The organism is Mucilaginibacter sp. Mucisp73, from assembly GCF_059491465.1.
On record NZ_CP168507.1, the window covers coordinates 852,122 to 878,735 of the forward strand.

Annotated in this window: 28 protein-coding genes and 1 riboswitch; of the genes, 17 read left to right on the forward strand and 11 right to left on the reverse strand. The window is 43.3% G+C overall.

Features of this window, described 5'->3' with window-relative positions; genetic code table 11:
* The first annotated feature begins 6 nt into the window (after positions 1–6).
* The 5 genes from ACEN82_RS03820 (at position 7) to ACEN82_RS03840 (ending at position 4,851) form a co-directional block, all read left to right on the forward strand.
* Positions 7–1,104 (forward strand): thioredoxin-like domain-containing protein, encoded by a 1,098-nt coding sequence (locus tag ACEN82_RS03820; protein WP_413317777.1) that lies wholly within the window; start codon positions 7–9, stop codon positions 1,102–1,104.
* A gap of 109 nt (positions 1,105–1,213) precedes the next feature.
* Entirely contained in the window at positions 1,214–1,420 is a 207-nt protein-coding gene (locus tag ACEN82_RS03825) for a YwbE family protein (protein WP_091211944.1), read from the forward strand.
* Between the two features lie 56 nt (positions 1,421–1,476).
* A complete protein-coding gene (locus tag ACEN82_RS03830) occupies positions 1,477–2,175 on the forward strand; it encodes a DUF1345 domain-containing protein (protein WP_413317780.1) in 699 nt (232 codons plus the stop codon).
* A 630-nt stretch (positions 2,176–2,805) separates the two neighbouring features.
* Positions 2,806–4,440, forward strand: a complete 1,635-nt coding sequence (locus ACEN82_RS03835) for an amidase (protein WP_413317782.1) — start codon at positions 2,806–2,808, stop codon at positions 4,438–4,440.
* Between the two features lie 6 nt (positions 4,441–4,446).
* On the forward strand, positions 4,447–4,851 hold the full coding sequence (locus tag ACEN82_RS03840; RefSeq protein WP_495644070.1) for a helix-turn-helix domain-containing protein: 405 nt from the start codon (positions 4,447–4,449) through the stop codon (positions 4,849–4,851).
* 410 nt (positions 4,852–5,261) lie between these two features.
* On the opposite strand, the gene ACEN82_RS03845 is transcribed toward ACEN82_RS03840, so the two are convergent.
* Positions 5,262–5,471, reverse strand: a complete 210-nt coding sequence (locus ACEN82_RS03845; protein ID WP_090527874.1) for a hypothetical protein — start codon at positions 5,469–5,471, stop codon at positions 5,262–5,264.
* Positions 5,472–5,610: 139 nt separating this feature from the next.
* Here ACEN82_RS03845 and ACEN82_RS03850 point away from each other — a divergent pair, with 139 nt between their 5' ends.
* Positions 5,611–6,324, forward strand: a complete 714-nt coding sequence (locus ACEN82_RS03850) for a YdcF family protein (protein ID WP_413317786.1) — start codon at positions 5,611–5,613, stop codon at positions 6,322–6,324.
* Here the strand turns inward: ACEN82_RS03850 and ACEN82_RS03855 are convergent, their stop codons facing one another.
* Both ACEN82_RS03855 and ACEN82_RS03860 read right to left on the reverse strand, forming a co-directional pair.
* A complete protein-coding gene (locus tag ACEN82_RS03855; RefSeq protein WP_413317788.1) occupies positions 6,325–6,552 on the reverse strand; it encodes a hypothetical protein in 228 nt (75 codons plus the stop codon).
* A 74-nt stretch (positions 6,553–6,626) separates the two neighbouring features.
* Positions 6,627–7,622 (reverse strand): nucleoside hydrolase, encoded by a 996-nt coding sequence (locus ACEN82_RS03860; protein WP_413317790.1) that lies wholly within the window; start codon positions 7,620–7,622, stop codon positions 6,627–6,629.
* A gap of 140 nt (positions 7,623–7,762) precedes the next feature.
* Here ACEN82_RS03860 and ACEN82_RS03865 point away from each other — a divergent pair, with 140 nt between their 5' ends.
* Positions 7,763–8,500 (forward strand): proteasome-type protease, encoded by a 738-nt coding sequence (locus tag ACEN82_RS03865; RefSeq protein WP_413317792.1) that lies wholly within the window; start codon positions 7,763–7,765, stop codon positions 8,498–8,500.
* A gap of 4 nt (positions 8,501–8,504) precedes the next feature.
* Positions 8,505–9,353, forward strand: a complete 849-nt coding sequence (locus ACEN82_RS03870) for a transglutaminase-like domain-containing protein (protein WP_413317794.1) — start codon at positions 8,505–8,507, stop codon at positions 9,351–9,353.
* 69 nt (positions 9,354–9,422) lie between these two features.
* Here the strand turns inward: ACEN82_RS03870 and ACEN82_RS03875 are convergent, their stop codons facing one another.
* Positions 9,423–9,824, reverse strand: coding sequence for a transmembrane 220 family protein (locus ACEN82_RS03875; RefSeq protein WP_413317796.1), 402 nt, complete (start codon positions 9,822–9,824; stop codon positions 9,423–9,425).
* 253 nt (positions 9,825–10,077) lie between these two features.
* On the opposite strand from ACEN82_RS03875, the gene ACEN82_RS03880 reads away from it, so the two are divergent.
* The 3 genes from ACEN82_RS03880 to ACEN82_RS03890 all read left to right on the forward strand — a co-directional run bounded on the left by ACEN82_RS03880 (position 10,078) and on the right by ACEN82_RS03890 (position 13,904).
* Entirely contained in the window at positions 10,078–11,523 is a 1,446-nt protein-coding gene (locus ACEN82_RS03880) for a DUF3943 domain-containing protein (protein ID WP_413317798.1), read from the forward strand.
* A gap of 150 nt (positions 11,524–11,673) precedes the next feature.
* Positions 11,674–11,788, reverse strand: a riboswitch (SAM riboswitch).
* 281 nt (positions 11,789–12,069) lie between these two features.
* Positions 12,070–12,831 carry an SDR family oxidoreductase gene (locus ACEN82_RS03885; protein ID WP_413317800.1) on the forward strand — a complete coding sequence of 254 codons (762 nt, stop codon included), beginning with the start codon at positions 12,070–12,072 and terminating at the stop codon, positions 12,829–12,831.
* A gap of 134 nt (positions 12,832–12,965) precedes the next feature.
* Positions 12,966–13,904 carry a DUF72 domain-containing protein gene (locus ACEN82_RS03890; protein WP_413317802.1) on the forward strand — a complete coding sequence of 313 codons (939 nt, stop codon included), beginning with the start codon at positions 12,966–12,968 and terminating at the stop codon, positions 13,902–13,904.
* Here ACEN82_RS03890 and ACEN82_RS03895 read toward each other — a convergent pair.
* Together ACEN82_RS03895 and ACEN82_RS03900 are read right to left on the reverse strand one after the other, a co-directional pair.
* On the reverse strand, positions 13,896–14,399 hold the full coding sequence (locus ACEN82_RS03895; RefSeq protein ID WP_413317804.1) for a hypothetical protein: 504 nt from the start codon (positions 14,397–14,399) through the stop codon (positions 13,896–13,898). The two genes, ACEN82_RS03890 and ACEN82_RS03895, sit on opposite strands and share 9 nt — an antisense overlap.
* Before the next feature lie 283 nt (positions 14,400–14,682).
* Positions 14,683–16,263 carry a GDSL-type esterase/lipase family protein gene (locus tag ACEN82_RS03900; protein WP_413317806.1) on the reverse strand — a complete coding sequence of 527 codons (1,581 nt, stop codon included), beginning with the start codon at positions 16,261–16,263 and terminating at the stop codon, positions 14,683–14,685.
* Positions 16,264–16,450: 187 nt separating this feature from the next.
* Between ACEN82_RS03900 and ACEN82_RS03905 the strand changes: the two genes are divergently transcribed.
* Positions 16,451–16,918 (forward strand): hypothetical protein, encoded by a 468-nt coding sequence (locus tag ACEN82_RS03905; RefSeq protein ID WP_413317808.1) that lies wholly within the window; start codon positions 16,451–16,453, stop codon positions 16,916–16,918.
* Positions 16,919–16,984: 66 nt separating this feature from the next.
* On the forward strand, positions 16,985–17,263 hold the full coding sequence (locus ACEN82_RS03910; protein WP_176628558.1) for a DUF3072 domain-containing protein: 279 nt from the start codon (positions 16,985–16,987) through the stop codon (positions 17,261–17,263).
* Here the strand turns inward: ACEN82_RS03910 and ACEN82_RS03915 are convergent.
* The 3 genes from ACEN82_RS03915 to ACEN82_RS03925 all read right to left on the reverse strand — a co-directional run bounded on the left by ACEN82_RS03915 (position 17,260) and on the right by ACEN82_RS03925 (position 18,777).
* Positions 17,260–17,685 carry a BLUF domain-containing protein gene (locus ACEN82_RS03915; RefSeq protein WP_413317810.1) on the reverse strand — a complete coding sequence of 142 codons (426 nt, stop codon included), beginning with the start codon at positions 17,683–17,685 and terminating at the stop codon, positions 17,260–17,262. The two genes, ACEN82_RS03910 and ACEN82_RS03915, sit on opposite strands and share 4 nt — an antisense overlap.
* Before the next feature lie 61 nt (positions 17,686–17,746).
* A complete protein-coding gene (locus ACEN82_RS03920) occupies positions 17,747–18,508 on the reverse strand; it encodes an MBL fold metallo-hydrolase (RefSeq protein WP_090527823.1) in 762 nt (253 codons plus the stop codon).
* Entirely contained in the window at positions 18,505–18,777 is a 273-nt protein-coding gene (locus tag ACEN82_RS03925; RefSeq protein ID WP_090527819.1) for a hypothetical protein, read from the reverse strand. The genes ACEN82_RS03920 and ACEN82_RS03925 overlap by 4 nt, the downstream gene beginning before the upstream one ends.
* A gap of 117 nt (positions 18,778–18,894) precedes the next feature.
* On the opposite strand from ACEN82_RS03925, the gene ACEN82_RS03930 reads away from it, so the two are divergent.
* The 3 genes from ACEN82_RS03930 (at position 18,895) to ACEN82_RS03940 (ending at position 21,764) form a co-directional block, all read left to right on the forward strand.
* Positions 18,895–19,959 carry a polysaccharide deacetylase family protein gene (locus ACEN82_RS03930; protein WP_413317813.1) on the forward strand — a complete coding sequence of 355 codons (1,065 nt, stop codon included), beginning with the start codon at positions 18,895–18,897 and terminating at the stop codon, positions 19,957–19,959.
* Positions 19,960–20,029: 70 nt separating this feature from the next.
* The gene (locus ACEN82_RS03935) at positions 20,030–21,214 is read left to right on the forward strand and encodes an ATP-binding protein (RefSeq protein ID WP_413317815.1); all 1,185 of its coding nucleotides are present in this window, start codon (positions 20,030–20,032) and stop codon (positions 21,212–21,214) included.
* 10 nt (positions 21,215–21,224) lie between these two features.
* On the forward strand, positions 21,225–21,764 hold the full coding sequence (locus tag ACEN82_RS03940) for an AAA family ATPase (RefSeq protein ID WP_413317817.1): 540 nt from the start codon (positions 21,225–21,227) through the stop codon (positions 21,762–21,764).
* A gap of 549 nt (positions 21,765–22,313) precedes the next feature.
* Here ACEN82_RS03940 and lolA1 read toward each other — a convergent pair.
* Together lolA1 and ACEN82_RS03950 are read right to left on the reverse strand one after the other, a co-directional pair.
* Positions 22,314–22,991, reverse strand: a complete 678-nt coding sequence (gene lolA1 / locus ACEN82_RS03945; RefSeq protein ID WP_176628564.1) for an outer membrane lipoprotein periplasmic chaperone LolA1 — start codon at positions 22,989–22,991, stop codon at positions 22,314–22,316.
* A 69-nt stretch (positions 22,992–23,060) separates the two neighbouring features.
* Positions 23,061–25,673: an FtsK/SpoIIIE family DNA translocase gene (locus ACEN82_RS03950; protein ID WP_413317819.1), complete on the reverse strand. Its 2,613-nt coding sequence runs from the start codon at positions 25,671–25,673 to the stop codon at positions 23,061–23,063.
* 274 nt (positions 25,674–25,947) lie between these two features.
* Between ACEN82_RS03950 and ACEN82_RS03955 the strand changes: the two genes are divergently transcribed.
* Positions 25,948–26,595, forward strand: coding sequence for an ankyrin repeat domain-containing protein (locus ACEN82_RS03955; protein ID WP_413317821.1), 648 nt, complete (start codon positions 25,948–25,950; stop codon positions 26,593–26,595).
* Positions 26,596–26,614 lie beyond the last annotated feature (19 nt).

Below are 26,614 nucleotides of genomic sequence, written 5' to 3' on the forward strand. Positions count from 1 at the left end.
AAACCTATGAAGAAGCCTTATTACCTCATTCTGTTGATACTTATTAGCTTATTTTCGTGTAAACGCAATAACGGTGTAACTATCAAAGGCGACATACGGGGCCTTAAAAGTAAATGGGTTTATTATAAGCCCGTTTTTCCACAGATGGTCCGACCTTCAGACTCCGCTAAAGTTACAGATGGGAAATTTGAATTTAACTTTCAGTCGGATACTGCTTTTTTTGCTAATCTTGTTTCTATAAGTTACCTGGATGAAAAAGGGATCAGGAAACCTATAGCTGTTGCTAACCCTTATGAGCACGCAAAGAATCACTCCAAGTATACTGATTTCGTTTTGGGGCCAGGATTGACAACCATAACCGGCGATTTTTCTAAAAATACAGGCGCTGTACTGAATGGTGGTACGCAGACCGATTTTTATCTCAGGAATATCACGTTACCTTTCATTCAGATGAGCGAAGACGGCGCCGTTAGAAATAAACAGGCAGCACGGATCGAAAGAATAATTAAGCGGGCGCCTGACGCATATTGGACTTTATATGCATTTAATAATCTTAGATTTTACTTTAATCACAAAGAGTTGAAAAGCTTCTACGCAATGTTTGGCAATGAAGCAAAATCATCATATTATGGCAGACGACTTAAACTATTTATAGATAATCAACCTTTAAACCAAAATCAATTCGTCAATAGTATTTTCGCCGATCAGGAAGCAAAACCGGTTACCCTGATAGATAATACGAAAAAGTTGAACATGGTGATATTCTGGGCAAGCTGGTGCGGGCCATGCAGGCGGGAAATTCCATCATTAAGAAGAATAACAGAGCAGTTTAGCAAAGATGATGTGAGGTTTGTGAGTGTATCATTAGATGCGAAAAAAGAGAATTGGCTACAGGCACTAAAAAAAGAAAACATGTCATGGCAGCAATTGATTATCCCGCAACAGGAATATGTAAAAGCGCAGGCACAATACAATTTGAGTTTAATACCAAAAATATACCTGGTGAATAACAAAAACGTGATTGTAAAAAAAATTGATGGCTTTGATGACGGTAATGAAGATCGCGTTAAAACTTTTATAGCCGATTATCTTTCGAAAAATTGATATTTGCTTTGCTTTTTCAGAGATATTATCGATCTCGTCAAATCGGTGAAATCAAACCAATCAAAAAATAAAATCAGCGAAATCAACGTAATCAAATAAATCAACGGTCATGAATGGACAAAACAGAAGCGATATATACCCGGGCCTTGAGGTTGATATTATATTAAAAAAAGACCAGCGTACCGGTACGCTGACCAGGGGTTTCGTAAAACGGTTGTTAACCAGCGCAGCCTACCATTCGCGCGGAATAAAAGTGCAGTTGGATGACGGGCAGGTAGGCCGTGTAGCCTGGATTGTTGAGGAAGACGATTTTTAGTATCTTCATTTAATCTACATCAAACATTATCATATTTATGGTGTAGCTTAAATTGTATGCCTCAAAAAGCCAAAGCCAAAACAAAAGTTTTTTTTAGTCTTGATGCCCATCACCGCCTCCTGATCTCATTAGGGGCCGCAGCAATAACACTGTTTTTATCCTGGGCGCGTTTTTCGGCGCCAACGGTTGCTTTGGTAACCTGGATAGCATTTGGTTTATGCATCATTATTATGGATTGGATCATTATTCTGACGGCTAACCCCGCCGAAATCCGTAAAATAGCCAGTATTGAAGACTCAAGCCGCACACTGATATTTTTGTTTGTGATAGTATCATCGCTGATGAGCTTGCTGGCAATAGTATTTCTGTTGTTATCCACAAAAAACCAATCGGACGCGGTTGTGACGGCGCGGGTTTTATTGGCCATGGCATCGGTTATTGTTTCATGGTGGCTGGTACACACTATATTCGCCTTGCGTTATGCCCATATGTATTATACTACAGATCCCGATGATGATAAAAAACTCAAACATCTCGGCGGCCTTGAATTTCCGGGTGATGAAAAAGAGCCGGATTACCTCGATTTTGTATACTTTTCGTTTGTAGTAGGCATGACTTTCCAGGTATCTGACGTGGAGATCTCCGCACGCTCTATCCGCAGGCTGGCCTGGCTGCACGGGTTGATTTCTTTTGCGTTTAATACAGCTATTGTGGCATTGAGTATTAATGTGATATCGGGGATGATATCGAAATAAGGGTAAATAAATAAAAATAGGGTGTCATGCTGAGTGATTTAAATCCGGTGGCCTCTGAAGGTGAAATGACAAATCCACCACGTCATTGCTGAGTTACGAAGCAATCCCCAGCAGGCAGATAAAAGACTTTGTTCTATAAACTTACATCGTCGCGCTCTTGGCCGCGCGGGGCCAGTTACTTTTGTCGCCACAAAAGTAACCAAAAAGGCTTGCAGCAGAGAGGCTTCTTTGCGCACAACCTGGCCCCATAGCCCTCGGCGCGGCCTTCACCCTGCAAAACGAACAGAACCACGGGCTGCAATTATTTTGCCCCGATTTGCACACAATGCCTCCGCTTCTGCAAAAACTTGCTATGCCCCTGCAGCCGCACCGCCCAGCATCGTTCTGCTCGTTTTCACCCGAAGCTGATCTGCTGCGAAAAAGCACATTTTTTATCTTGTCATAGGTAGCTTGTCGAAACATGGCGGATGGGGACTCTGCGAGCGACCCTTCGACAAGTTCAGAGTGACGGGGCTTTCTCCGTACATGATAATCTACCACCTCATTGTAACATTTAACTATCTGCACCCTCCACACCTTTCAAAGTAGTTAAATATTTTGTTACTTGTAATGCCTTTTATTTAAACAGTTATGCACAGAAGAAATTTCCTCAAAACCGGTTCATTAGCCGGGTTAACGATATCTACTTTAGTAGCGGCTTCCTGCAATCAGCCATCTGCCGAAAATAAAGCCGATGAAACTGCCGCTGCCGATAACAGTAAGGACGATATATTTGAACTGAGCGAAATAACCATTACCGATCTGCAGCAAAAAATGCAGAGCAAACAGTTTACTTCAAGGCTGATTACCGAGCTGTACCTGAAACGCATTGATCAGATAGATAAAAAAGGCATCATGCTTAACTCGGTTATCGAGCTTAATAAAGACGCCCTGAACATGGCCGATGCGATGGATCGTGAACGTGAAAAGGGTAAGGTGCGCGGCCCGCTGCATGGCATACCGGTGCTGATTAAGGATAATATCAATACCGGCGACAACATGCACACCACGGCCGGTTCGATGGCGCTGGCCGATAATTTTGCCAAACAGGATGCTTTTATAGTGCATAAACTCCGTGAGGCAGGTGCTGTGATATTGGGCAAAACCAATTTAAGTGAGTGGGCAAACTTTCGCTCCACACATTCAACCAGTGCCTGGAGCAGCAGGGGAGGGCAAACTAAGTGCCCTTATATTTTAGATAGAAACCCCAGCGGTTCAAGCGCCGGTACCGGAACGGCTGTAGCAGCCAATCTTTGCGTTATCGGTATCGGTACAGAAACCAACGGCTCGATAGTGTCGCCGGCATCGGTTAACGGCCTGGTGGGCATTAAGCCAACTGTGGGCTTGTGGAGCCGGTCGGGCATAATCCCCATTTCCAAAACGCAGGACACGGCCGGACCAATGGCGCGTACAGTTAAGGACGCCGCCATATTACTCGGAGCGCTTACCGGTATTGATACGCTCGACCTGGCAACACTTGGTAGTAAAGGCAGGATCGAGGCGGATTATACCAAATTTTTAGACGCTAATGGTTTACAGGGTAAGCGCCTGGGGATTGAGAAATCTGCGCTTAATGATAACCCAACCGTTGTGGCATTATTACAGGATGCCATCAAAACCCTGAAAAGTAAAGGTGCCGAAGTGGTGGAGATAGAATTAAACAAGGAGCTAAAAACCATAGGCAAAAATGAATTTACCGTGCTGCTTTATGAATTTAAAGAGGGCCTTAATCAATACTTAGGCAACGCCAACAGCAAAATAAAAACCCTGGCCGATGTAATTGCCTTTAACAAGCAAAATGAGGTTAAAGCAATGCCTTTCTTTAAACAGGAAACTATGGAGTTAGCTCAAGCCAAAGGTGACCTGAACAGTAAGGAATATCTTGACGCAGTTAAGCAAACCAATACAGGTACCCGTAAAGTTATTGACGATATGCTGGCCAAATATAAACTTGATGCCATCATAGGCACCACTAATGGTCCGGCTGTATGTATCGACCTGGTCAATGGCGACTATGATAATGGTTTTAGCTTTTCGGGCCCGGCAGCTATGGCGGGGTATCCGCATATTACAGTGCCCATGGGGTTGGCCCATGGCCTGCCGGTTGGGTTATCGTTTTTTAGTACAGCCTACAAAGAGGGCGACATCATAAAATTGGGATACGCTTATGAGCAGGCATCTAAAAAGCGGGTAGCACCGCTGTTTAAGCCCGATCTGTTTGCTTAATTTTGTATGATGGAAGCAACGCTTACTGTTCCGAAAAAGATACTGGCCCGTCAGCATGAAATTACCGCCGACTATCTGAAGGCCATTGACAAACACCTTGAGGATGTGCTGAACAACCGCGTATTGGACATGTACGAGATCCGTGATTTTGCTGATGAAATGCATATCCATCCTACCCATTTGAGCAATACTATTAAACTCACCACAGGCAAACATCCCTGTTTCTTTTTCGAGGAAAAAATCATGGGGATTGCCAAAACCATGCTGCAGGAAAACAAGGTCAGTGTAGCCGAAATAGCTAACCGGCTTACTTTTGATCCGTCGAACTTTACCAAGTTTTTTAAGCGTTTTGAGGGAGTTACACCAAAACAGTATCGTGAACAGTGGCTGGTAAGGAACCTTGATTTATAGGATTACAGGATAAATAGTTAAAGAGTTATGCCGTTTGCAGACAATTCCCATCGTGATAATATTAAAAATATATTTTTGCAATGCTGCGCGGGGGGCGCGTTAGTGATAGGAGCGGATACCGGCCAAGTGGCTAAGGCTTGCGTAGTATGAGCGGATAGCACGGGCCGCAGGCAACGCCAATATTAAAAAAAAAACGATCAAAAAAATATACTTAATAAATCAGTAACTTATAATCACGTCATTATAAGGAACGTAGCAACCGCACGGAAGCATGGCCACTCTGTAAAGTATGCGATTGCCGCACTACGCTCGCAATGACACATCTTCTTTATTCTACAATAACTTTTTAGCCAGGAGATAAAGCCGGCTAATAACAAATGTTAAACATATAAAGTACCAGGCAGGACGTATTAACGCCTGTTATTATCCCTGAAATTTTGAGTGCGCACGGCAATTTGTTCCAAAGTAAGTTCGCCGTATTTTTTAGCGCGATCTGCCCATTCAGGGGCGTTGTCAACCAGGTTATCGATAATTGATTTACCGTCGGGTCCTTTTTTGGTTACGTAATTTATTCCGTAAGCAACTGCAGCACCTATAGCAAGAGTTTTGATAAAGCCCATAATTTATTTTTCTTTTCTGATATATGACAATGATGATGCCAGTTTGTTACTTCACCTGATAAAAGCTTCTATATTTGAAGTACTTAAACACCATAACCGCCATATGTTTTTTATTTTTTCAAAAGTTCTTTCGTTTTTAATGAATTTGCTTCTATGGGTATTCGCAATTTTATTGATCGCCCTTTTTTCAAAGAACGTAAAACGTAAACGGAAATTTTTGCTTGCAGGTATTATTGTGCTTTATATTTTCTCTAATTCATTGTTACTTAACCTGGTTAGCTGTTGTTGGGATATCAGGGAGATTACTGTACCAGCCGATAAAAAGTATACCTGTGCTATAGTGCTGGGTGGTTTTAGCTCGGATGATGGCAACGGCGGCGGTTTCTTTAACTCTGCCGCTGATAGGTTTATCCAGGGTGTTCGTTTGCAAAAAACAGGTAAAGTTAGCCATCTTCTTATCACAGGAGGAAACGGGCTTTTGAGGCCATCGGGTTTTAGGGAGGCCGATTGGGTAAGGGAGCAACTCAGGGAAATGCAGGTTGCGGACAGTTGCGTACTAAGCGAACCGAAATCCCGCAATACCATTGAAAATGCCGTTTTTTCAAAAGAACTCTTGCAGCAGCATAAACTTAAAGGGCCTTATTTACTGGTTACCTCGGCATTTCATATGCGCCGTTCGCTGATGATATTTAAAAAACAGGGTGTTGACGTGGTTGCATACCCCTGCAATTTTTCCAGCCGCAGGTTTTCGGTATCTGCCGATGATTTTTTGCCCAATGCAGGTGCTTTAGCAGGCTGGGGTACTTATATAAAGGAGGCCATCGGCTATGTGGTAACCCGTTATTTTAAGTGATCAGCCTTGTTTAAGATGCGCCATATTGGGGGTAATACCCGGTTCCCGGCGGTTGTGTTTATTCCAATTGGCTATATCCACCATTCCGGGTGGGGTTTGATAATGATTTGCGTTAGCGCCGCATCTTACTATAAATTTACCTTTAGCCTGTGCAATGACAGGCCTGCTGCCGCAGATAATGCAAGGCTCGCAAAAAATAGATACCTGAATTTTAATGGGTTCGCTCATAATAGACTAAAGTGCCATCAATCGCGTAAAAATTCAATACCAAGTAGTTGGTATTTTTAGCAGTGTGGCGCTGTTCATTTTTTAACAGGCTGGTGCATCATCAATTGTTCAATGCCCTTTGCAATATCCCCGGGCTGCGTGGCAAATTGAAGATATAGAAACCGCTCTCCCGGTACCACTACATCGGTTCCGTTGTCTTTTATTTCCATGTTAAGTTTGCGATAGGTAAAATAAGGTTTGGGCCCCCTGATGGCTGTTAGTACAGCGGTTTCGTCCCAACTGTTTCGGCCGGTTGTGTTGTTGTCTTTTGTAAGCGCTATCTGGAAGGCGTCTTTTACCGGGCTATTTTTTATTGATGTATTGTTGATCAGGCGGATTCCGGTCAGGATTTTTTCACCTATTTCAAAACCGCTAAGGGTAATAGGTGTAGGCCAGTCTTTAAATACTTTTTGCGCAGAGGCTGCGTCCACATTGACATTGTATTCGCTAAATGTTTTACCGTCGGCACCTATTCCCGTAGCCATGGATACTAGTTTTTTTACTTTCTTTTTCACCAGTTGTTCTCCATCCAGTTTGCTGTATTTATCAGCTCCCGACCGGAGCAGATCGGCTAGGTTGGTGAAAAATCCTACCGAAATAATAGCTACGCTGCCATCGGCTTGCTTTGCCAGCACCTTGCGGTAAAGTGCTACCGCTTCAACTGCCTGGCTGTTTGATTTTACGTTATGCGGATATTTGGCAATAATAGCCTGTGCCCATTGCTGTGCACAGTCTTTATTAGGTTTGTCTTTTTTTACAATACCTATGGGGATATTGGGCCTGCCAAAATAGGTGTTGATCACACTGATGGTTGGTGCGGTAGTTTCGAAGGCATTGCAGGATATGGTTGCTAATATTTTGGCCTCACCCTTATCTGCAAAGGCATGCAGCATAGCCATCGCACCAACATCGTCATAATCTCCGGCAATATCCGTGTCGAAAATAACAGGGACAGGGCTGTGTTTTTGCGCTTTGACAAAGTTGAGGTTAGAAATAAATGCCAGGATGAGTAATGCTGATTTGAATTTCATTGTATGCAATAAAATAAAAGGTAGTTAGGCCCGAAAAAGATGTATCGGCAAATAAATGGTTTATGAATAACCGGTAAATAAATCTCGCATTATTTAATTACTTTGGCAAGTATTAATTTATAACGAACGACGCTAATCAAATGACTTATTGCCTGGGAATTAAAGTTAAAGAGGGCTTATTGGCCATTGCCGATACCCGTATAACTTCGGGGACGGACACCACTGTAAAAAAGAAGATCACTATAGAACAAAAGGATCATTTTTCGCTGTTTATCATGACCAGCGGTTTGCGCTCGGTGCGTGATAAGGCCGTGATATATTTTAATGAATTATTGGAGACAGCCGAGTTTAATAAGATGTATAAGGCCGTGAATGCATTTGGCGAACAGGTAAAGCGTGCCGCACAGGAAGATAAAGCGTCGCTTGATGCAGCCGGGTTACGATTTGACCTGAATACCATCATTGGCGGGCAACTGCGCGATGATGATGAACACAAGCTTTTTTTGCTATATCCCGAAGGAAACTGGGTGGAGTTAGGGCAGGGGGCGCCATACGTGGTTATCGGCAATTCGGGGCATGGTAAAGCTATTCTTAACCGTATCCTTAATGAAGATTCGAGCCTGAAACTGGCGCTTAAAACAGGTTTTCTTTCATTCGATTCAACAAGGGTAAGCTCGAACAATGTCGATTTTCCGATAGATGTGGCTGTTTATAGAAAGGATAGCTTCAATATTGTTGAGCAGCGTTACAATAAGCAGGACCTTGAACATATCTCAACCCAATGGGCCGAGGAATTGAAACTGGCACTTGAGCATATTTCGGAGGATTGGATGGATGCCACATTTAACAAATTAGAAGAAATAAAAACAGAAAGCTGATAACATGAAATTTGATGTGTTTACCCAAATGGAATATGTAGTACGGTCGCCGGGCACATTGATTTTAAATATACACGCGTTACGCAGCCCAAATCAAACGGTAATAAGTGAAGAATTTGGCCTGGAACCCTATATCAAGTTTGAAGAGCTGCAAACCCTGCAAGGCGAAAATCGTTTGGTACGTTTTGATGTAAGTGCCGATACGCCCAACATTAAAGTTACCTACAAAGCTACGGTTGATAATTGTTATGAAATAACCGATTTCGGTAATTTACAGGAAACCCACGTTTCTGAGCTGCCTTCGCCGGTGCTGCCATATTTAAATCCAAGCCGCTATTGTCAGTCGGACAAACTATACCGGCTTGCACATAATATGTTTGGGCATGTTACCAACCCTTTTGAGCAGGTGGCTGAATTAACCAACTGGATCAATAAAAACGTACAATATTTAAGCGGATCAACCAATTCACAAACATCAGCTTTTGATACCGTTACCGAACAGGCCGGCGTTTGCCGCGATTTTGCACACTTGGGCATTGCCCTTTGCCGTGCGCTTACCATACCTGCCCGCTATTTTACAGGGTACGCCTATCATCTTAAACCTGCCGATTTCCACGCCTGCTTTGAGGCTTATCTTGGCGGCAAGTGGATCCTGTTTGATGCAACACGGCTGATACCTTTAAACGGCCTTATCAAAATAGCTACCGGCCATGATGCTGCCGACTCGGCCATAGCCAATATTTTTGGCGATGTTACTTTTACCACCATGCAGGTAAGTTGTGAACTTGCCGAAGACGGTTTTGAGCCCTTTTATTATAGTGATGGGGAATTTAATGGGTTGTCGTATTTGTAAAAAGAAGCCTCATCTCCAGGAGAGAGGGACCTTAAAAGTCTCCCCTACCGGGGGAGATTTAAAGGGGACTTACTTTTTTCCCTTTTTTACCGGTACTTTTTTGTTTTCTCTTATACTATAGATCCAGTTAATTGCCAGTACTGCTACACAGATCAGTAACCCGAAAAACTCACGCACTTCTTCAATCCAGGGCTTTTCGGCTTTCATGGTTTGCACAAGGCTTTCGGCATGATGGAACTTAAACCAGTCGATAAGGCCATTGTTATCAAATATCTTATAAATGGCATAACCTGTAAAAATGATTATGCCGGCTGCATAGCCAATGGGGTAAAACTCTTTTTTTGCTGCCAGGTAGCAAAACCAGGCACAATAAAGGTAAATGGGCATCCAAAGATACGGATCCGGATCATTATACTGTAAACCTGCAAATGTTACAAAAAGTACAACCCATATGATATTGAAGATCTTCATAAGTAAAAAGTAATTGCAATAATTTATACTGGTTATGGTGCTTAATATACAGGTTAAGCAATGCTAAATATATGAAAATATGTTTCAGTACTTAAATAAGGAAATAACAATTATTGGTACCCATTACCGCCCAATGCATTATCAAAATTATATCCGCCTTAACATTAATTAAATATTGCTCAAACATTTTTTAACCTAATTCACTTCATCCTTTATAACTTTCGTAGCTGTATCTTTTAAATTGTTAGTGTATATGACTTTAACGGATTACCATTTTACCAGGCAATACTCCGGAAGGTTAAGAATTATACTGCCGCTTTTACTGTTCATGCTTTTCTGCAGCCGGCAAGTAGGGGCCCAGGTTAATATTTTTGACCTGCGTAAGGAAAAAGATACCATAACACGATTTTCAGATCCGCCGGCAAAACAGAAACGTTTTGGAAGGGCTGCTTTAGAGCTTGGCCTCGCCGAGATTGCGCCCTGGACATATGATCGCTATATAGTCAACGTTGATTATGCCCGGATTTCCTGGAAAACAACAGGCCATAACCTGAACCCAGGCAGTTGGACCTGGGACAATGATCCGTTTCAAACCAACCAGTTTGGACATCCATATCACGGCAGCATGTTTTATAGCGCCTTCAGGAGTAATGGTTATAGTTTTTGGCAATCAGTACCGGCTACTATGGCGGGCAGTTACCTGTGGGAAACATTTGCCGAAAACCAGGCACCCGCCCCTAATGATTTTATCAACACCAGCTTTGGCGGCATAGTATTGGGCGAAATGACCTATCGGCTATCAAATAAGATCATTAATAACCATCGCCGCGGTTTTAAACGGCAAGCCAGTGAGGTGCTGGGTTTTTTGGTTAACCCGATGAATGGCCTTAACCGCATTATTGATGGAAAATGGGGAAAGGTTGTTGGGCCGGCAAATAGGTCGCAGGATGATTCATCAAAAGTAAGTGCCGAATTTGATCTGGGCGCGCGTAAGTTTAACAGCGGCAACCAGGGATTGTTGACCCACGGACGGTTTGGTTGGTTTGGCAGGGCTAAGCTGCTTTACGGCGCGTCTAACGAAAATCTGCACACACCTTTCAGCAATATTTCCATCACAGCCGAGTTTGGGAAGGACGATAGCAGTGCGGTTAATGTGATCAGTGTTTACGGGTCTCTTGCAGGATGGGACGTGTCGTTATCGGATAGCGTGGAGAACCTGATCATCATATCAGCTAATTATGATTACATACGCAATGCCGCGTTCTTTTACGGAGGGCAAAGCGTAAAGGCTAATCTACTATCTGAATTTAAATTATTGAATGGCTTTAAAGTGAATACGGCGGTGGGTGCGGGGCTTATCATTTTAGGAGCCGCTCCCGATCCCTACCTGTATAGGGGGCGTAATTATGACTACGGCTCGGGTTTCGCCATAAACGGCAGAGCTGGTTTTAATATAGGTAACAGATTTTATTATAGTATTAATTATCGCGGTAGTTGGCTCATGACTATTAACGGTAATAAGTCACATTATTTTTTACATACCATAACCAATGAGATAAGTTACCGTGTGTTAAAAGACCTCTCGATAAGTGCCGAACCTGGATATTTCAGGTTGGAAGGAAACTATAAAAATCACCCGGATGTAGACAAAATTTACCCGTACCTGCGGATCTCAACAAGGTACAGAGTTAACCTGTAAGCTGTAAACAAAAAAGATTGGAAAAATTTGATGTCGCGGGCAGATTCGAACTGCCGTTTAGGGTATTGCGGACCCCCACCTATCCTCTCGGTCACGCGACTTGAAAACCATAAAAATTCACTTAATCAGATCGGTTGTGGGGTGTAGATATAATTATCTCTCTCCCGTTTTGCACAGGAGCAGGAATTAGCACCTTTTACATTATGCGGATGTACAGGTTGCTAAGACGTCTTTGGGCCTTTCCCTCAGTCTTTCTTGATAAGTTATTAAAGAACACTTTGTCGTTGTTGACAATGCAAATGTAATAATAAATTATATAATTCCTATAGTTTTAGTAGTTTAATTGATTTTTATTTCTTTTTTGTTGATTTTGAGGTGGATAAATTTATTGATGCTGTCTCAGCCCAATACTTTTTGGAAGATTTCCGATAGAAATATTTGGAAAAAAAACTGAAATGGTCACCATTTAATCTGAAGTAGTCACCATAATTTTCATTCCTAACTATTGCACCTTTGTATTGTTAAAACATTAAAAAAAACATCACAATGGGAACAAATAAAATTGCACTGATAACCGGCGGAAGCCGCGGGCTTGGTAAAAATGCGGCATTGCACCTGGCTAAAAAAGGTATTGATGTAATAGTGACTTATCGCAGTAAAAAAGAGGAAGCTGAAGCAGTAGTTGCAGAAATTGAATCGGCAGGGCAAAAGGCTGCTGCTTTGCAACTGGATACAGGTATCGTATCCACCTTTGATGCTTTCATTACAAAACTGAAAGCAACCCTGAGCGAAAAATGGAACCGTGATACCTTTGATTTCCTGATCAATAATGCAGGTATCGACGCTGCCTCGCCATTTGCACAAACCACCGAAGAAGATTTTGACAACCTGTTTAATGTTCATTTTAAAGGTGTTTACTTTTTAACCCAAAAAAGCTTACCGGTAATTGCCGAAGGCGGCCGGATCATTAATTTTTCGACCGGGCTGGCCCGTTTCTCAACTCCCGGGTATGCCGCTTATGCCTCTATGAAGGGAGCTATTGAGGTATTCACCAAATACCTGGCAAAAGAATTGGGCAGCCGTGGTATAGCCGCAAATGTTGTAGCTCCGGGTATTATTCAAACAGATTTTACCAAAGCGGCATTTGATTCGCATCCTGGTTTGGAGGAAATGATGTCGAAGTCAACAGCATTGGGCAGGGTAGGCCAACCGGATGATATCGGTGGTATAGTAGCGTTTCTCTGCACCGAAGATGCCCGCTGGATCAACGCTCAGCGTATCGAAGCTTCGGGCGGGATGTTCTTGTAGTTGATTGTCTGAATCAGAATTTACAGAATTTTTAAATTAACAGGATGTATTGCGAACAAATCATTTATTCTGAAAATTCGTTAATCCTGTAAATTCTGATTCAGACAATTTCCTATCTTTCCCACAAAAAAGCGATGGAATTTGGTAGAGTAACGGACGAAGAATTAGCAGGGGTTGATTTTACCCTGCCGGCTGATCCGCAGATAACCTTAAACACCCTTGCAGCAGCAAAAAACGACGCGCCGCTGCAGGTGCATGTTGGCTGCGCCAAGTGGGGGCGTAAGGAATGGGTTGGTAAGATCTACCCGCCAAAAACCAAAGACGCTAATTTTTTAGATGAATACGTTAAACACTTTGACTGTATTGAGCTTAACGCCACTTTTTACAATGTTTACGGGCCCGATACCATCGCCAAATGGAGGGCCAAGGCCGATAGCAATCCCGGTTTTAAATTTTGCCCTAAATTTTCTCAAAGCATCAGTCACATTCGCCGGTTAAAAAACGCGGAGGATATCACGACCACCTATTATGAAGGCATTTTGGCCTTCGGCGATAAGCTTGGTCCGCTGTTTTTGCAGTTGAGCGATAACTATACACCAAAGAGTTTCCCGGAGCTTAAGGCCTATCTTGAGCAACTACCAAAAGACCTCCCGGTGTTTGTTGAGCTGCGCCATAAAGACTGGTTTGCCGTTGCCGAAAACCGCGACAAGGTATTTAATCTTTTCCGCGATCTCAATATTGGCTCTATCATAACTGATGCCAGTGGCCGCCGCGATGTGGTGCATATGGCATTGCCTACACCCCACGCCTTTATCCGTTTTGTAGGCAACAGCCTGCACCCAACAGATTATGCCCGTGTTGATGAATGGGTTGAGCGGATCAAAAACTGGAAAGAGCAAGGCCTTAAATCGGTATGGTTTTTTATGCACCAGCATGATGAGCGCTACTCACCAGAGCTTGCTGATTATGTGGTTGAAAAACTTAATGACGCTTTGGGCACCCAATTAATGCGCCCTCAATTTATCCAGAGAGACGATAATAAGCCAACCGCCCAAACCTCGCTGTTATTGTAATGGCTCTGTAGTAGCCGGCGGAATTTTCATAGCCGGGTTAAAGTTGGGGATCAGTTGCCTCACCTTATCCGCGGTTGAATTGTTCATATCTAGGAACGACCAGTTTTTGCCGCCATCGCCGCTAACCGCCAATAGGTTGCTGTGCATGGCCATACGGCCTTTTGGGCTTGCCATAATGATAGTTTCGGGCAGCAGGCAATGGATTTCCTTCCCGGCTTTATAAAATTTACCAGGGGTGCCAACTGTAATGTTTTCAAAGCTGATGCCCGCAGTTTTCATTTGCTGCATGGCTGTACCGAGCATATCGGCCATTTTTTTTTTGCCCCCGGCCATTTGCACCGCTTTGGGATAAGTATAACTAACAATAGTCTTATAATCTCCTTTGGCCATGCTTTGGGCCATCAGGGTTGCCTGTTGTTTTACAACTACCGGATTTTGAGCATGTAATGCCAGCGGCGATAATATGATGATCAGGAGCCTGAATATATTTTTCATGGGGATCTTCTATTTTTTTATGAGGATTTCGTCGGCAAGTTGATCTGTGCCATCAACTTTGCCACTGTATTTAAGTCCTAATATGCGATTTACTAAGTTAAAAACATCACATTTTTAAAAGAAGGTATTTGCTTACCGGTTTTAAAGGCGTGTCCCCAGGCCATGTTGTAGGAACCAGACTTGCGAAGTTTTAAAAACTTCGCAAGTCTGTCCCGGCTTATCATTGCACCTCGAAAGTTCGCCAGGTTCGAAACTCAACATGAACTGCTAAAGTTTATCGGGCTTACTTCCTCTTCAACGCTTCCGCAATACCCTTTTCAACCAATGGCTCCATTACCCTGTATCCTTCAACAGTAGGGTGCACGCCGTCAGCGGCTAAATTTTTCGGCAAACCCTTGCGTTCGTCGGCCATGGCGCTATGGTAATCTACATAAACCATTTTATTGGCATCGGCAAAAGCTTTAATCATGGCGTTAAGCTGCACCACTTTTTGCGCAGGTTCCATACCGGGACGCCATGGAAAGGCATAGGCAGGCAGTACTGAACATAACACCACTTTAATATTGGCAGCTTTGGCCAGCAATGCCATGGATTCGATATTGCCAAAGATATCTTCAATAGCTATCGGACCGTTATTTTGTGCGATGTCATTTATTCCTGCCAGGATCACCACGGCGCCAGGTTTCAGATCTATCACATCCTCACGAAAACGCACCAGCATTTGGGTGGTGGTTTGTCCGCTGATGCCGCGGTCAAAATATGGTTTACCGCTCCAGAAGGTTGAATCCCTGCTGATCCAGAAATCTGTAATGGAATCGCCCATATAAACTACACTTTTAGGGTTTGGGGCCGATGCTTTTACCTTTTCATTATCAGCCTTGTAACGGGTCATGTTTGCCCAGTCTTTATGAAATGCATCTTCCCATTGCTTATGGTAGGCTTCCCATTGATCGGCCCTTTCTTTAACTGATTTTACTTGAGGGTCTATGGGTTTTAAAAAACCTTTCAGATCGAGCCACTCGTTAAAGCGGTCTATCCAGTTGTCGGTAGGCAGGCTTTGTTTGCGCATGCCAAAACCGTGGCCTCCTTTAGCGTACATATGCAGCTCGGCGCTATGTTTTGATGCCAGCCATTTGCTATAAAGCTCAATACTGTGCGGCGCAAGGCCAAGCTGGTCATCAGTAGCTGCAGCTATAAACATCGGCGGCGCGTCGTCAGGGATTTTTGAGATCAGTTCTGGAGGCACGTATGCATAAATAGGCGCGTCAAAATCGGGTTTGTTAGCTGCTGTGTAATTGAAAGCTGCGGCACCGGCCAGTGTGCCGCCTGCCGAAAAGCCCATGATCCCGATTCGTTGCGGAGAAACATGGTATTCGGAGGCATGTTCACGCACATAAGTCAGCGCTGCACGCGCGTCAGCGATAGCCAGCGGAATAACCGGCGCTACCTGTTTAGGGAAATCCTTTTGACTCATTTTGGCTATCAATTCTTTTACCGGGTCGTTAGTTAAACTGTGAGCCAGCCTGTATTTCAATACAAAGCAGGCCACGCCCTGTTTATTAAGCCATTTTGCTACGTCATAACCCTCGCTGTTGATTGACAGGGTATGGAAGCCGCCGCCCGGGCAAATAACCACCGCGGTGCCGGTAGCGATGGATGAATCGGGCAGGAAAACACTCAGGGAAGGGTGCGTAACATTATAAACTACTTTGGTATTAAAGGCGTTGCTGTCGCTTTCGCCCTCATTCCAGGTCCAGTTTTCGGAACCGGGAGCTGCGCCGTGGTAAAGAGAGATAACTTTTTGCTGGGCCTGTACGCCCAAGGCCGACAATAGGAGTAAGGTGCCTATCAGTTTTAATTTCATGGGAGGGTTAATTCAGGTTAAATGTTGATGTGCAAAAATAACAGCATAAAGCTAAACTGCAAGATGCCTAAACGTTTTAGCAAAGATAAATTCTGTTTTAATTACAGCATCTGTAACCTCGCTGTAAAATATCTGTTATCAGCATTATTGACAGATATTTTCGCTATCTTAATCATTCCTGATTTATATGACCGCGGTATTTATCCATATCAAAAAATTGCTCCGGATTTTGCCGCTGTTAGTTTTGCTTGGTGCATGTGCCAAACAAAAAAAAGTTTTCCAAAGCGATTGCAATAGTTCAAAAGATTATAAAAAGATTTCATTTACAGAGCTGGCCACTCATATTGAAAAATATGATAAGCAATATGTTGAAGTGAGCGGTAAATACAAGGAAGGGAACGAGCAATCCGCGCTTTTTAATGACAGCCTGTTCTCGAGCCACGCATTACAGAATGCCATTTGGGTTGATTTTAGCCAGGATTGCCCCCTTTATCTGCCGGGCACTCATATAGGTTTGTTTACCTATAACGATGGTCAGTTTATCGGTATGAATAAACGTAAAGTGACTATTCGGGGTGTGGTTGATGCGAGCGATAAAGGGCATTTAAAACAATACAGAGGCACTATCGACAGGGTGAGCTTTATAGAGCTGTGACCTTCAATCCCTTTGAAAATAAAAACAATGCGCCCCGGTAGCAGTTGTAATTATAAAACAATAGTTATGGCTATCAACCCCAATGATACACCCGACAATGGCTTTTTTGATGAATCGGATGATGAGGAGATCATTAATCAAAATCAAATAAAAGGCTCAAATATGGTAAAAGACCCTGATGAATGGTCAACAGGTAATGAACCCATGACCGGTGCACAGCATTCCTACCTCAAAACATTATCTGACGAGGCCGGTGAAGAGTTTGACGGATCGCTTACCAAAGCCGAAGCATCAAAACGGATAGACGAGCTGCAGCATAAAACAGGCAGGGGCTTAAATAATTAATTAAAAGATAAGGAAAGCTTGTTGGTTTCGGCAAATGTTTTGAGCATAATAACAGCAGTATGGTTGTTATCGGACGCGACATTTTTATTTGCCGGATTAAGGAATCCTTCTACATTTTTCAGCAAATCTGCATTTACCGACGCAAAAGCCATTGACCATTTTGGGAAAATTCTTTCCTCAACCATTCCGGTTATCATCAGGACAATGTTACGATGACGTGAATCAAGCTGGATGGCGTTATAAATTTTGTAAAGATCTTCTTTTTCGCCCTCAAGCGCCTGTATAAAAGTACCTTCACTGTATAGGAGCATACCGGTGACGTTATGGGCGAAATTTTTTATTCGTGCTGTTTGCAGCAGGTTCAATAATTCATCATCGCCCATTAATTTTTTAGCGGTACTTATATAAACAAGATATTCCATAGATGAGAAGAAATTTTGCCCAAGATACGGGAAATTTAGAAACGCAGATTTAATGTTGGGGTTAAATAGTCAGTTTTAAACCGTCATACGCCAGTTCGATACCAGCAGGCAGCTCTTTAGAAACATCAGCATGTTTGCCCAGCCTGTGGCTGATATGCGTAAAGTAAGTGGTTTCGGCCCCAATGTCGTTTGCAAAAGCTATGGCTTCCTCAAGTGTAAAATGGGAAATATGGGTTTCCTTTTGCAGGGCATTGATCACTAATATTTTTGTACCTTTTATTTTTTCCCTTTCTACATCCGGAATTGTTTTGGCATCGGTGAGGTAGGTAAAATCTTTAATCCTGAAACCTTTTATAGGCAATCTGTAATGAAACACCTCGATAGGAACGAACTCAACATTACCGATCATAAAGGGATCAAGCGCAATAATGTGCATGTTTACCTGCGGAATGCCCGGATATCCCGTGCCATCAAAAATATAGGGAAATTCACGCACCAGGGCTTTTTGCACCCTTTCATCAGCGTAAATATCAATCGGGGCGTTTTGTTTGTAATTAAACGCGCGGATATCATCCATACCGGCAATATGGTCTTTATGCTCATGCGTAAAAACAATGGCATCAAGGTGCTGTACTTTGGCACGGAGCATCTGGTACCTGAAATCGGGACCCGAATCAATGGCAATTACCTTATCCTCGGTTTCAATTAAAACAGAGCTGCGCAGCCGCTTATCGTGCTTATCTGTTGAGAGGCATACCTCGCAGTTACATGCTATAACAGGTACCCCCTGCGATGTTCCGGTTCCTAAAAATGTTATGGTCACAGCTGCAGTTTAGTTTGTTTAATTTCCTGCAAAAACGCAATCTGTTTATCATCAAGCAGCTTGTAATCTACCTCAAGTTCGCGCAATAGTTCAACCAGAGCAAGGATCTTACTTTCCAGATTAGAGAAACGGTTTACCACAATCATTTTACTGTTAAGCAGCAGGCAGGCGCCGGTTTTGAAGTTACCCTTTTCATAACGCACCTTGTAACCGGCCGTTTTTAACAGCAGTTCCAGTTTCTCGAGGGTATGGTTAGTCGCGGGTAGCATTAATTTCAAAAGTAGCAAAAATGGGTGTATTTGCCCGGCTTAAATTGGCATTTGCATGTCACATTTGCTAATTTAATTTCTAATTTTATTAACCTGTTATACCCTAAAACCATCCGGATGAAGAACTTACTGCTTACCGTTACAGGCATTGTTTTTAGCATTGCTGTTTATGCCCAGCAAACCAAAACCTATGCCGAAAAGCTAGGCTGGCCTAAAGGCGCACGTGTAATTATCCTGCATGTTGATGATGCCGGCATGTCGCATGAATCGAACGAAGGGGTGGAGAAAGCCATTGGTGAGGGTGTAGCCACTTCAACCAGTGTGATGATGCCCTGCCCCTGGGTACCAGATTTTAAGTATTATATGGATCAGCACCCGGGAATTGATGCAGGGCTGCACTTAACCCTAACTTCCGAATGGAAAAATTACCGATGGGGGCCGCTTGCGGGTAAGGCAACAGTTCAGGGACTGATTGATAAAGAAGGCGCTTTCTGGCCCGGAGTAGTCGCCGTTTATTTCCATGCTACTGCCGATGAGATTGATAAGGAGATCCGCGCCCAGCTTGACCGTGCCTTAACCATGGGCTTTATACCAACCCATCTCGACTCGCATATGGGTACTTTATTTGCCAAGCCGGCTTTTCTCGAAAAATATATTAACCTCGGCATCGAAAAAAAGATACCGGTAATGTTGCCCGGAGGCGAGGATCTATTTTACCGCGAGGAAGCAAAGAATGCTACGATAGCACAGCTTAAAAAAGATGGTAAATATACTGAAGGAATGACGATACCCGAACCTGCCGAACTGACAAAAGCGCGTGAGCTTGGCGACGTAGTCTGGAAAGGGGGGTTGCCAGTTCTGGACGATCTCGATAATTCAAGTTATGACTGGGTAATGCCAGACATTGACAAGGCTACCGATAAGGAACTGCAAAAATGGTATACCGATCATTATATCGAAAACTTCGACCGTTTTTCGCCGGGATTAACGATGGTGCTGATGCACTGCACACAACCATCACCGCAATTTAAAAATATCTGTAACGAAGGCCAGAAACGAAAAGGCGACCTGCTGGCCATGACCGACCCACGCCTGAAAGCTTACCTTAAACAAAAAGGCTTTATTTTAACCACCTGGAAAGAGGTGATGGAGCGGAGGGTTAAGGTCGGCAATGTAGAGTAAAATCTAAACATTTTTGTTTTACTCAATGTATTGAGTAAATTTACTCAGTATATTGAGTAAATTTACTACTATGTATGAAAGGTCTTATCTCCAGTATTTTACAAAAAGGATTAAAGAGCCTCGTCGTTTTATCCAGGTGATAATGGGGCCCCGGCAGGTTGGGAAAACTACGCTTGTAGGTCAATTGTTAAAAAAAACAGCTATACCGTACGTTTTTGAGTCAGCAGATGCTGTCTTAGCATCTAATTCCGTTTGGGTTGACCAACTATGGGAGAGTGTTCGGTTAAAGATGGATCAGCAAAACGCAAAGGAGTTTTTGTTGGTTATAGATGAAGTTCAAAAAATAAGTAACTGGAGCGAAATTGTTAAACGCTTGTGGGACAAGGATACGCGTGATGAGAGAAACCTTAAAGTTATACTCTTGGGTTCATCACGGTTATTATTACAACAAGGGCTTACCGAATCGCTTGCCGGTCGTTTTGAAAGTACTTATATCAGTCACTGGTCACTTACCGAGATGCAGGACGCCTTTGGATGGAACGCTGATCAATTTGCCTGGTTTGGCGGCTACCCGGGATCGGCCTCATTAATTGATGATGAAGAACGCTGGAAGAATTATGTAAATAATTCCTTGATTGAAACCAGCATATCAAAGGATATCCTGATGCTTACCAGGGTTGATAAACCTGCATTAATGAAAAGGCTGTTCGAACTTGGCTGTCTTTATTCCGGACAGATACTTTCTTATACTAAGCTGCAGGGGCAATTGCTCGATGCAGGAAATACTACAACCTTATCTCATTACTTAACGCTATTGGATACAGCAGGCTTGTTAGGTGGCATTGAAAAATATGCTGCCGACATTATTCGCAAGCGCTCATCGAGCCCTAAATTTCAGGTGCATAATACTGCTTTGATCAGCGCCCAAAGCAATGCAATGTTTAACGAAATTGTTGCCGATCCTGCCGAATGGGGGCGCATTATTGAATCATCAGTTGGGGCTCACTTAACTAACTTTGCCTTAACTGAAGGATTTAAAGTATATTATTGGCGAAATGGGAACGATGAGGTTGATTTTGTGCTGGAACGTCGGGGGAAGGTTATAGCGCTTGAGGTGAAGAGTAACAATGATAAAGAAACAATGGGGATGAAAGAGTTTCAAAAACAGTTCAATCCCGACAAAATATTGCTGATTGGAAAGCAAGGTTTAAACTGGCAGGAATTTCTGTCAATTAATCCTGTCGAGTTATTTTAATAATCTATTTATGCATATCAACATCTTCGGCGCATCTGGCTCAGGGGTGACTACGCTGGGCAAAACTTTAAGCGAGAGACTTGATTACCCGTATTTCGACAGCGATCATTATTTCTGGTTCCCTTCCGATCCTCCTTTTACTAACCGGCGACCGCCTGAAGAACGAAATGCTGTGATTAACAGTGAAATGGCCGGTAATGAAAACTGGATCCTTGGCGGGTCCGTCATCAACTGGAACAATAACTGGCGATTTGATCTGTCGGTATTTTTATATATCCCGCCAGCCATCAGGATTCGGCGTTTGCAGCAAAGAGAGCTTGAACGTTATGGAGATATTATCTATACCGATAAGGAGCGAAATAAGCTTTATAATGAATTTATTGATTGGGCACGCGGTTATGATGAGCTCATCACCAACAGCCGAAGCCTGCATTCGCATAAGAATTGGATGAATAAGCTTACAACTCCTTTGCTGATTATAGAAGGGGATACTACCGTGGAGGAAAGGGTAGGGGCTGTTTTAATGAAGATTAAGGAGTTAAGTTTGTAATATAAATAACCGCAGCGAATAGTCCTTCGACCAGAAATGATGGAAGCGTTCTGCTTCCGAAGGTAAATAATTTATGAATAGTCTGATACCTTGTGTGCTAAGCTGAAAGCTTAACTTGTTTTAGGACGAAGATAGGCTATCGCTAAACCTTCGTCCGGTAAAGGGATCTTTAGTGTAACCCCTTGTTTTTGTAAACATTTGATTGTCAGTTGTATAAAATGGATCTTTTGAAATTGTGTTAACCCTGTTAACCCCCCTTTGTATGTAGTTTGTAGTGGATGTTAGGACATACTACCGGGGTTGGTAAATGTTGTTCTGAATGAGAAGGTAAGTTTAATGTGATGCGAAATAATCCTAACAGCAACCCCGGTTAACCGCCGGTTTCAAACAGCCATAAGTCGAGCCTGATTTATTAGCTTCGCCGGCGGGATGCCGTGGAATAGTTGCCACCGGGCTGGAGCCGAGCGGCGACGAAAACCAATAAAAAAGCGGAAGGTAAATCCCCCGCTTCAAAATATCTCAATTCTTATGTCTCAAATCTGAGACAGGTTACCTTAAATCAACAACCTCAACGCCCGGGTGGCCTTTGGCATCCCAGGCAAAAGTTGCGTCAGGAGCAGGTACGTTAGGGGTAAAGGTGCGTACGGTATAAGTATACCTGTTGCCGTTTTTATCGAACAATAAAGCACTGTAGAGTTGTTTTTTTACTTTGTCGATGGTAAGCTTCACTTTAAAGATGGCTTTTTTATCATCTTCGGGTGTAAGTTCTATGTTTTGATAAACTTTGCCTGCTATCTTCTGTTCGCCGGTGTACAGGTATTTAAAGCCTTTTTCATACATCGTAAAAATCTGGGCAGGGTTATTTAGTCCGTCGCCGCTTTTGTCGGCATCGCTTACCTGTACCTCTTTATCTTTTTTAAGGTATGTCCACTGGTTTTTGCCGTCGCTCAAAATTTCTTTGTCTACTTCGGGTTTCGCGGCTGCGCTGTAAAGGGTAACGCGGTATTTACCGGTTTTCGCCCTTGATATCAGGGTGCCGGTTTGTGTTTCTTTAATATTGGCCTGTTGGTTATTCAGGCTAAAGGTAAAATCGGTTTTAATAACATCGTACGACCGGTATTTCTGGCTTACCTGGTTTAAAATCGCTTTTGCCTGGCTGTCTTTTTGTGCAAAGGCAGTGCTGTATGTACTTATTGCTAAAATGGTATATGCTATGATCTTTTTCATTCAGTTTTATTCAACAACAACTATTGTTATTAATAGTTATTGGATTAGAGTAATTAAATTTTGCTTGGTTTAATCTTTAATAGGTTTTTGCAGTGTTTCGAGGTAGCGCTCAAGGCTGTATTCGTCGGGATAGAGTACATCACGGGCCTTGCTGCCTTCAAACGGGCCTACAATTCCGGCTGCTTCCAACTGGTCGATAATGCGGCCGGCGCGGTTATAACCGAGCTTCATTTTGCGTTGGATAAGCGATGTTGAGCCTTGTTGGTGCAATACAATTAAACGGGCAGCTTCTTCAAACATCGGGTCGCGGTCGTCGGGGTCATATTCTTTGGCGCCGCTGCTGGCTTCACCTTCGCCCACATATTCGGGCAGGTACATGGCCGATGGATAACCTTTCTGGTTGCCGATAAAATCAGATATAGCTTCAACCTCCGGCGTATCCACAAATGCGCACTGTAAACGGATCAGGTCGCTGCCCGTTGAGAACAGCATATCTCCGCGACCGATCAACTGATCAGCGCCGCCTGCGTCAAGAATAGTGCGCGAATCGATCTTGGAAAGCACCCTGAATGCCAGCCTTGACGGGAAGTTGGCTTTAATAGTACCGGTAATAATATTAACCGAAGGGCGCTGTGTGGCAATAACCAAATGGATGCCCACCGCACGGGCCAGCTGTGCGATACGGGCAATCGGCATTTCCACTTCTTTACCGGCCGTCATCATCAAATCGGCAAACTCGTCAATCACCAAAACTATAAATGGCAGGTAACGGTGTTTTTCGGGGTCGCTGATTTTGCGGTTCACAAATTTGGCGTTGTACTCTTTCAGGTTGCGTACCTGCGCGTCTTTCAGCAGGTCATAACGCTGGTCCATTTCAATACAAAGCGAATTAAGCGTGTTTACTACCTTTTTGGTATCGGTGATGATGGCATCGCCATCATCAGGCAGCTTAGCCAAAAAGTGCCTTTCTATCTTACGGAAAAGCGTAAGCTCCACCTTTTTAGGGTCAACCAGTACAAATTTGAGCTCGGCAGGGTGTTTTTTATACAGCAGCGATACCAGGATGGCGTTAATACCAACCGATTTACCCTGGCCGGTGGCTCCGGCAACCAGTAAGTGTGGCATCTTGGCCAAATCGGCAATAAATACTTCGTTAGATATGGTTTTACCTAAAGCGATAGGCAGGTCCATAGTGGTGTTCTGGTATTTTTCGGTCGATAGGATAGAGCGCATCGAAACCATCTCGGGATTTTGATTAGGCACTTCAATACCGATGGTCCCCTTGCCAGGCATAGGGGCAATGATACGGATGCCTAATGCGGCTAAACTTAATGCGATATCATCTTCCAGGTTCTTGATCTTGCTGATCCTTACACCCGGAGCGGGGATGATCTCATATAAGGTAACCGTTGGGCCAATGGTTGCCTTGATCTTATCAATCTCGATGTTGTAATGGTTCAGCGTTTCAACAATTTTGTTCTTGTTGGCTTCCAGCTCTTCGGCATTAACCGAAATCTTGTTTGAGCCGTGGTTTTCTAATAACTCCAGGTGCGGAAGTTTGTATGAAGCCAGATCGAGCTTGTGGTCATATATACCAAATTTGCTTAGCAGGTCCTCCTGTTTGGCTTCATCAGCCTGTTCAACACTTAATTCGGGCAGAGGCCTGTTGGTATCAATGGTGAGTGGGATTTCTTCTTCCTCTTCGGGTTCGTGTTTAATTGTATTTTCAGGACGCAACACCACGGGTTCATGATATCCGGGCATTTGTTCCATAGGAGGGTGCCTAAGCGGTGATGGAGGTATAAGCGGTTCCTGTACCATGGGCTCGGGCATAATGCTGCTTACATGGGTTTCGCGGATGTTGTTATTGCCCCGGGGCCATTCAAGCGGCATTGACGGCTCTTCATCAATCAGTTCAACAGGTTCAGGTGCTATCTCATCAACACTCATTGCTGCAACCGGGCGGTTTTTACGCTGGGGTATTTTAAAGTCGATGTTATAGGCTATTACCAATACGGTAAGTGCCAAAAACACCAGCAATCCGCCGGTACCCGCTTCACCTATCTGAGCCGCAAGTAAGCGGTTAGTCCAAAAACCGAAACCGCCTTCAAGGTAATGGGGATAATCAATCATAAATGAATGAAAATAAGCTATCGCCACAGAAATAAAAACAATGCTGAATAACGAATATGCAAGTGTTTTACGTATAGAAAATAGCCGCGCTTTAAACAGCAGACGATATCCTACAACAAAAAACACAAAAATAAAAAGGAATGAAGCTACGCCAAACCACTCATAAATAAACTGATTGGATAATAACGCGCCAAACTTGCCCAGCCAGTTTTGCGCCCTGATGGTTGGATCGCTCAGGTCGGCAATTTCATGAACGGTAGTGCCTGTTGATAGGTTATGCCAGCCGCCGTTTGTTTTAGAAATGTAGCTCTGGTCTTCCTGCCAGGTAAACAGGTATGATGTAAAAGCGATGAGGAAAAAAATGGATAATAGCAGTGAAAACAAGCCCGCTATTTTAACAGCCTTGCCGTTTTCATAGTCAAAGTCAAAACTGGGCAATTTAGGTAATTTCCTGCCTGCCACTCGTTCCTTTTCGGCCTTGCCGCTTTGGCGAGGCTGATTTTCTCCCTTGAAATTATTTGATCTAAACTGGTTTCCTTTTGCCGGCATCCTGATGTAACAATCGTTTATGTGCAAACTTACGTAAAATTTTACCTATGTGAACTTTGCAGTTACACCCGGTAAATATTATATATAAGATTCAGTAACCTGCAAAAAATTACAGGCCGAATGAATATAAAGTTAACAGATTATATAACTTATTGGCAACATTTTTAATTTTTTAGTATAATTGAAAAACAACATTTACCGGTAACATAAACGTAAATTTAACAAAGTAAATATAACAGCCCCCTTAATAGTAAACGCTTTACTTAACTAAGTAATGAGCATAGAAAGACTGGAAGAATATATCGCATCCGCCGATTTAGATAGTATCAATACCCTGCTTGGCCGAGATCCTGCGCTGGCTACTCAAAAAACAAGCCTCAGGGTATCGCCTCTTATGCTTTCGTGCTATTATAAAAAGCCGGAGGTTACCGGTTTACTGTTAAATTATGTAAACGATATTAGTTTGTTTGAAGCGGCTGCGGCCGGCAAATTTGATACGGTTGCCCACCTGGTTACTACAAACCCAAATACTCTTGATGATTACGCCGAAGATGGCTTTACTGCTTTAGGGCTTGCCTGTTATTTTGGGCAGTTTGATGTTGCGCGCTACCTGGTGCTCAAAGGCGCAAATGTTAACCTGCAATCAAATAATGGTTTCAACGTGTTTCCAATTCATTCGGCGGCGGCAGGTAATCATACTGAGATTGCCCGTATGCTGATTGAAAACGGTGCGAAGGTAAATGTGATACAGCAGGCCGGTGCCACACCGCTGCATTCGGCTGCACAAAATGGTAACCTGGAACTCATTATCCTGTTGCTGGAAAATGGTGCCGAGCTTTTTATACGCATGGAAGGTGGCAAACTCCCCGCCGACCTCGCCCGAGAAAAGGGCTTTGAAGAGATAGCTGAAATTTTGAGTTGATGTTTAAACGCTTAATTTT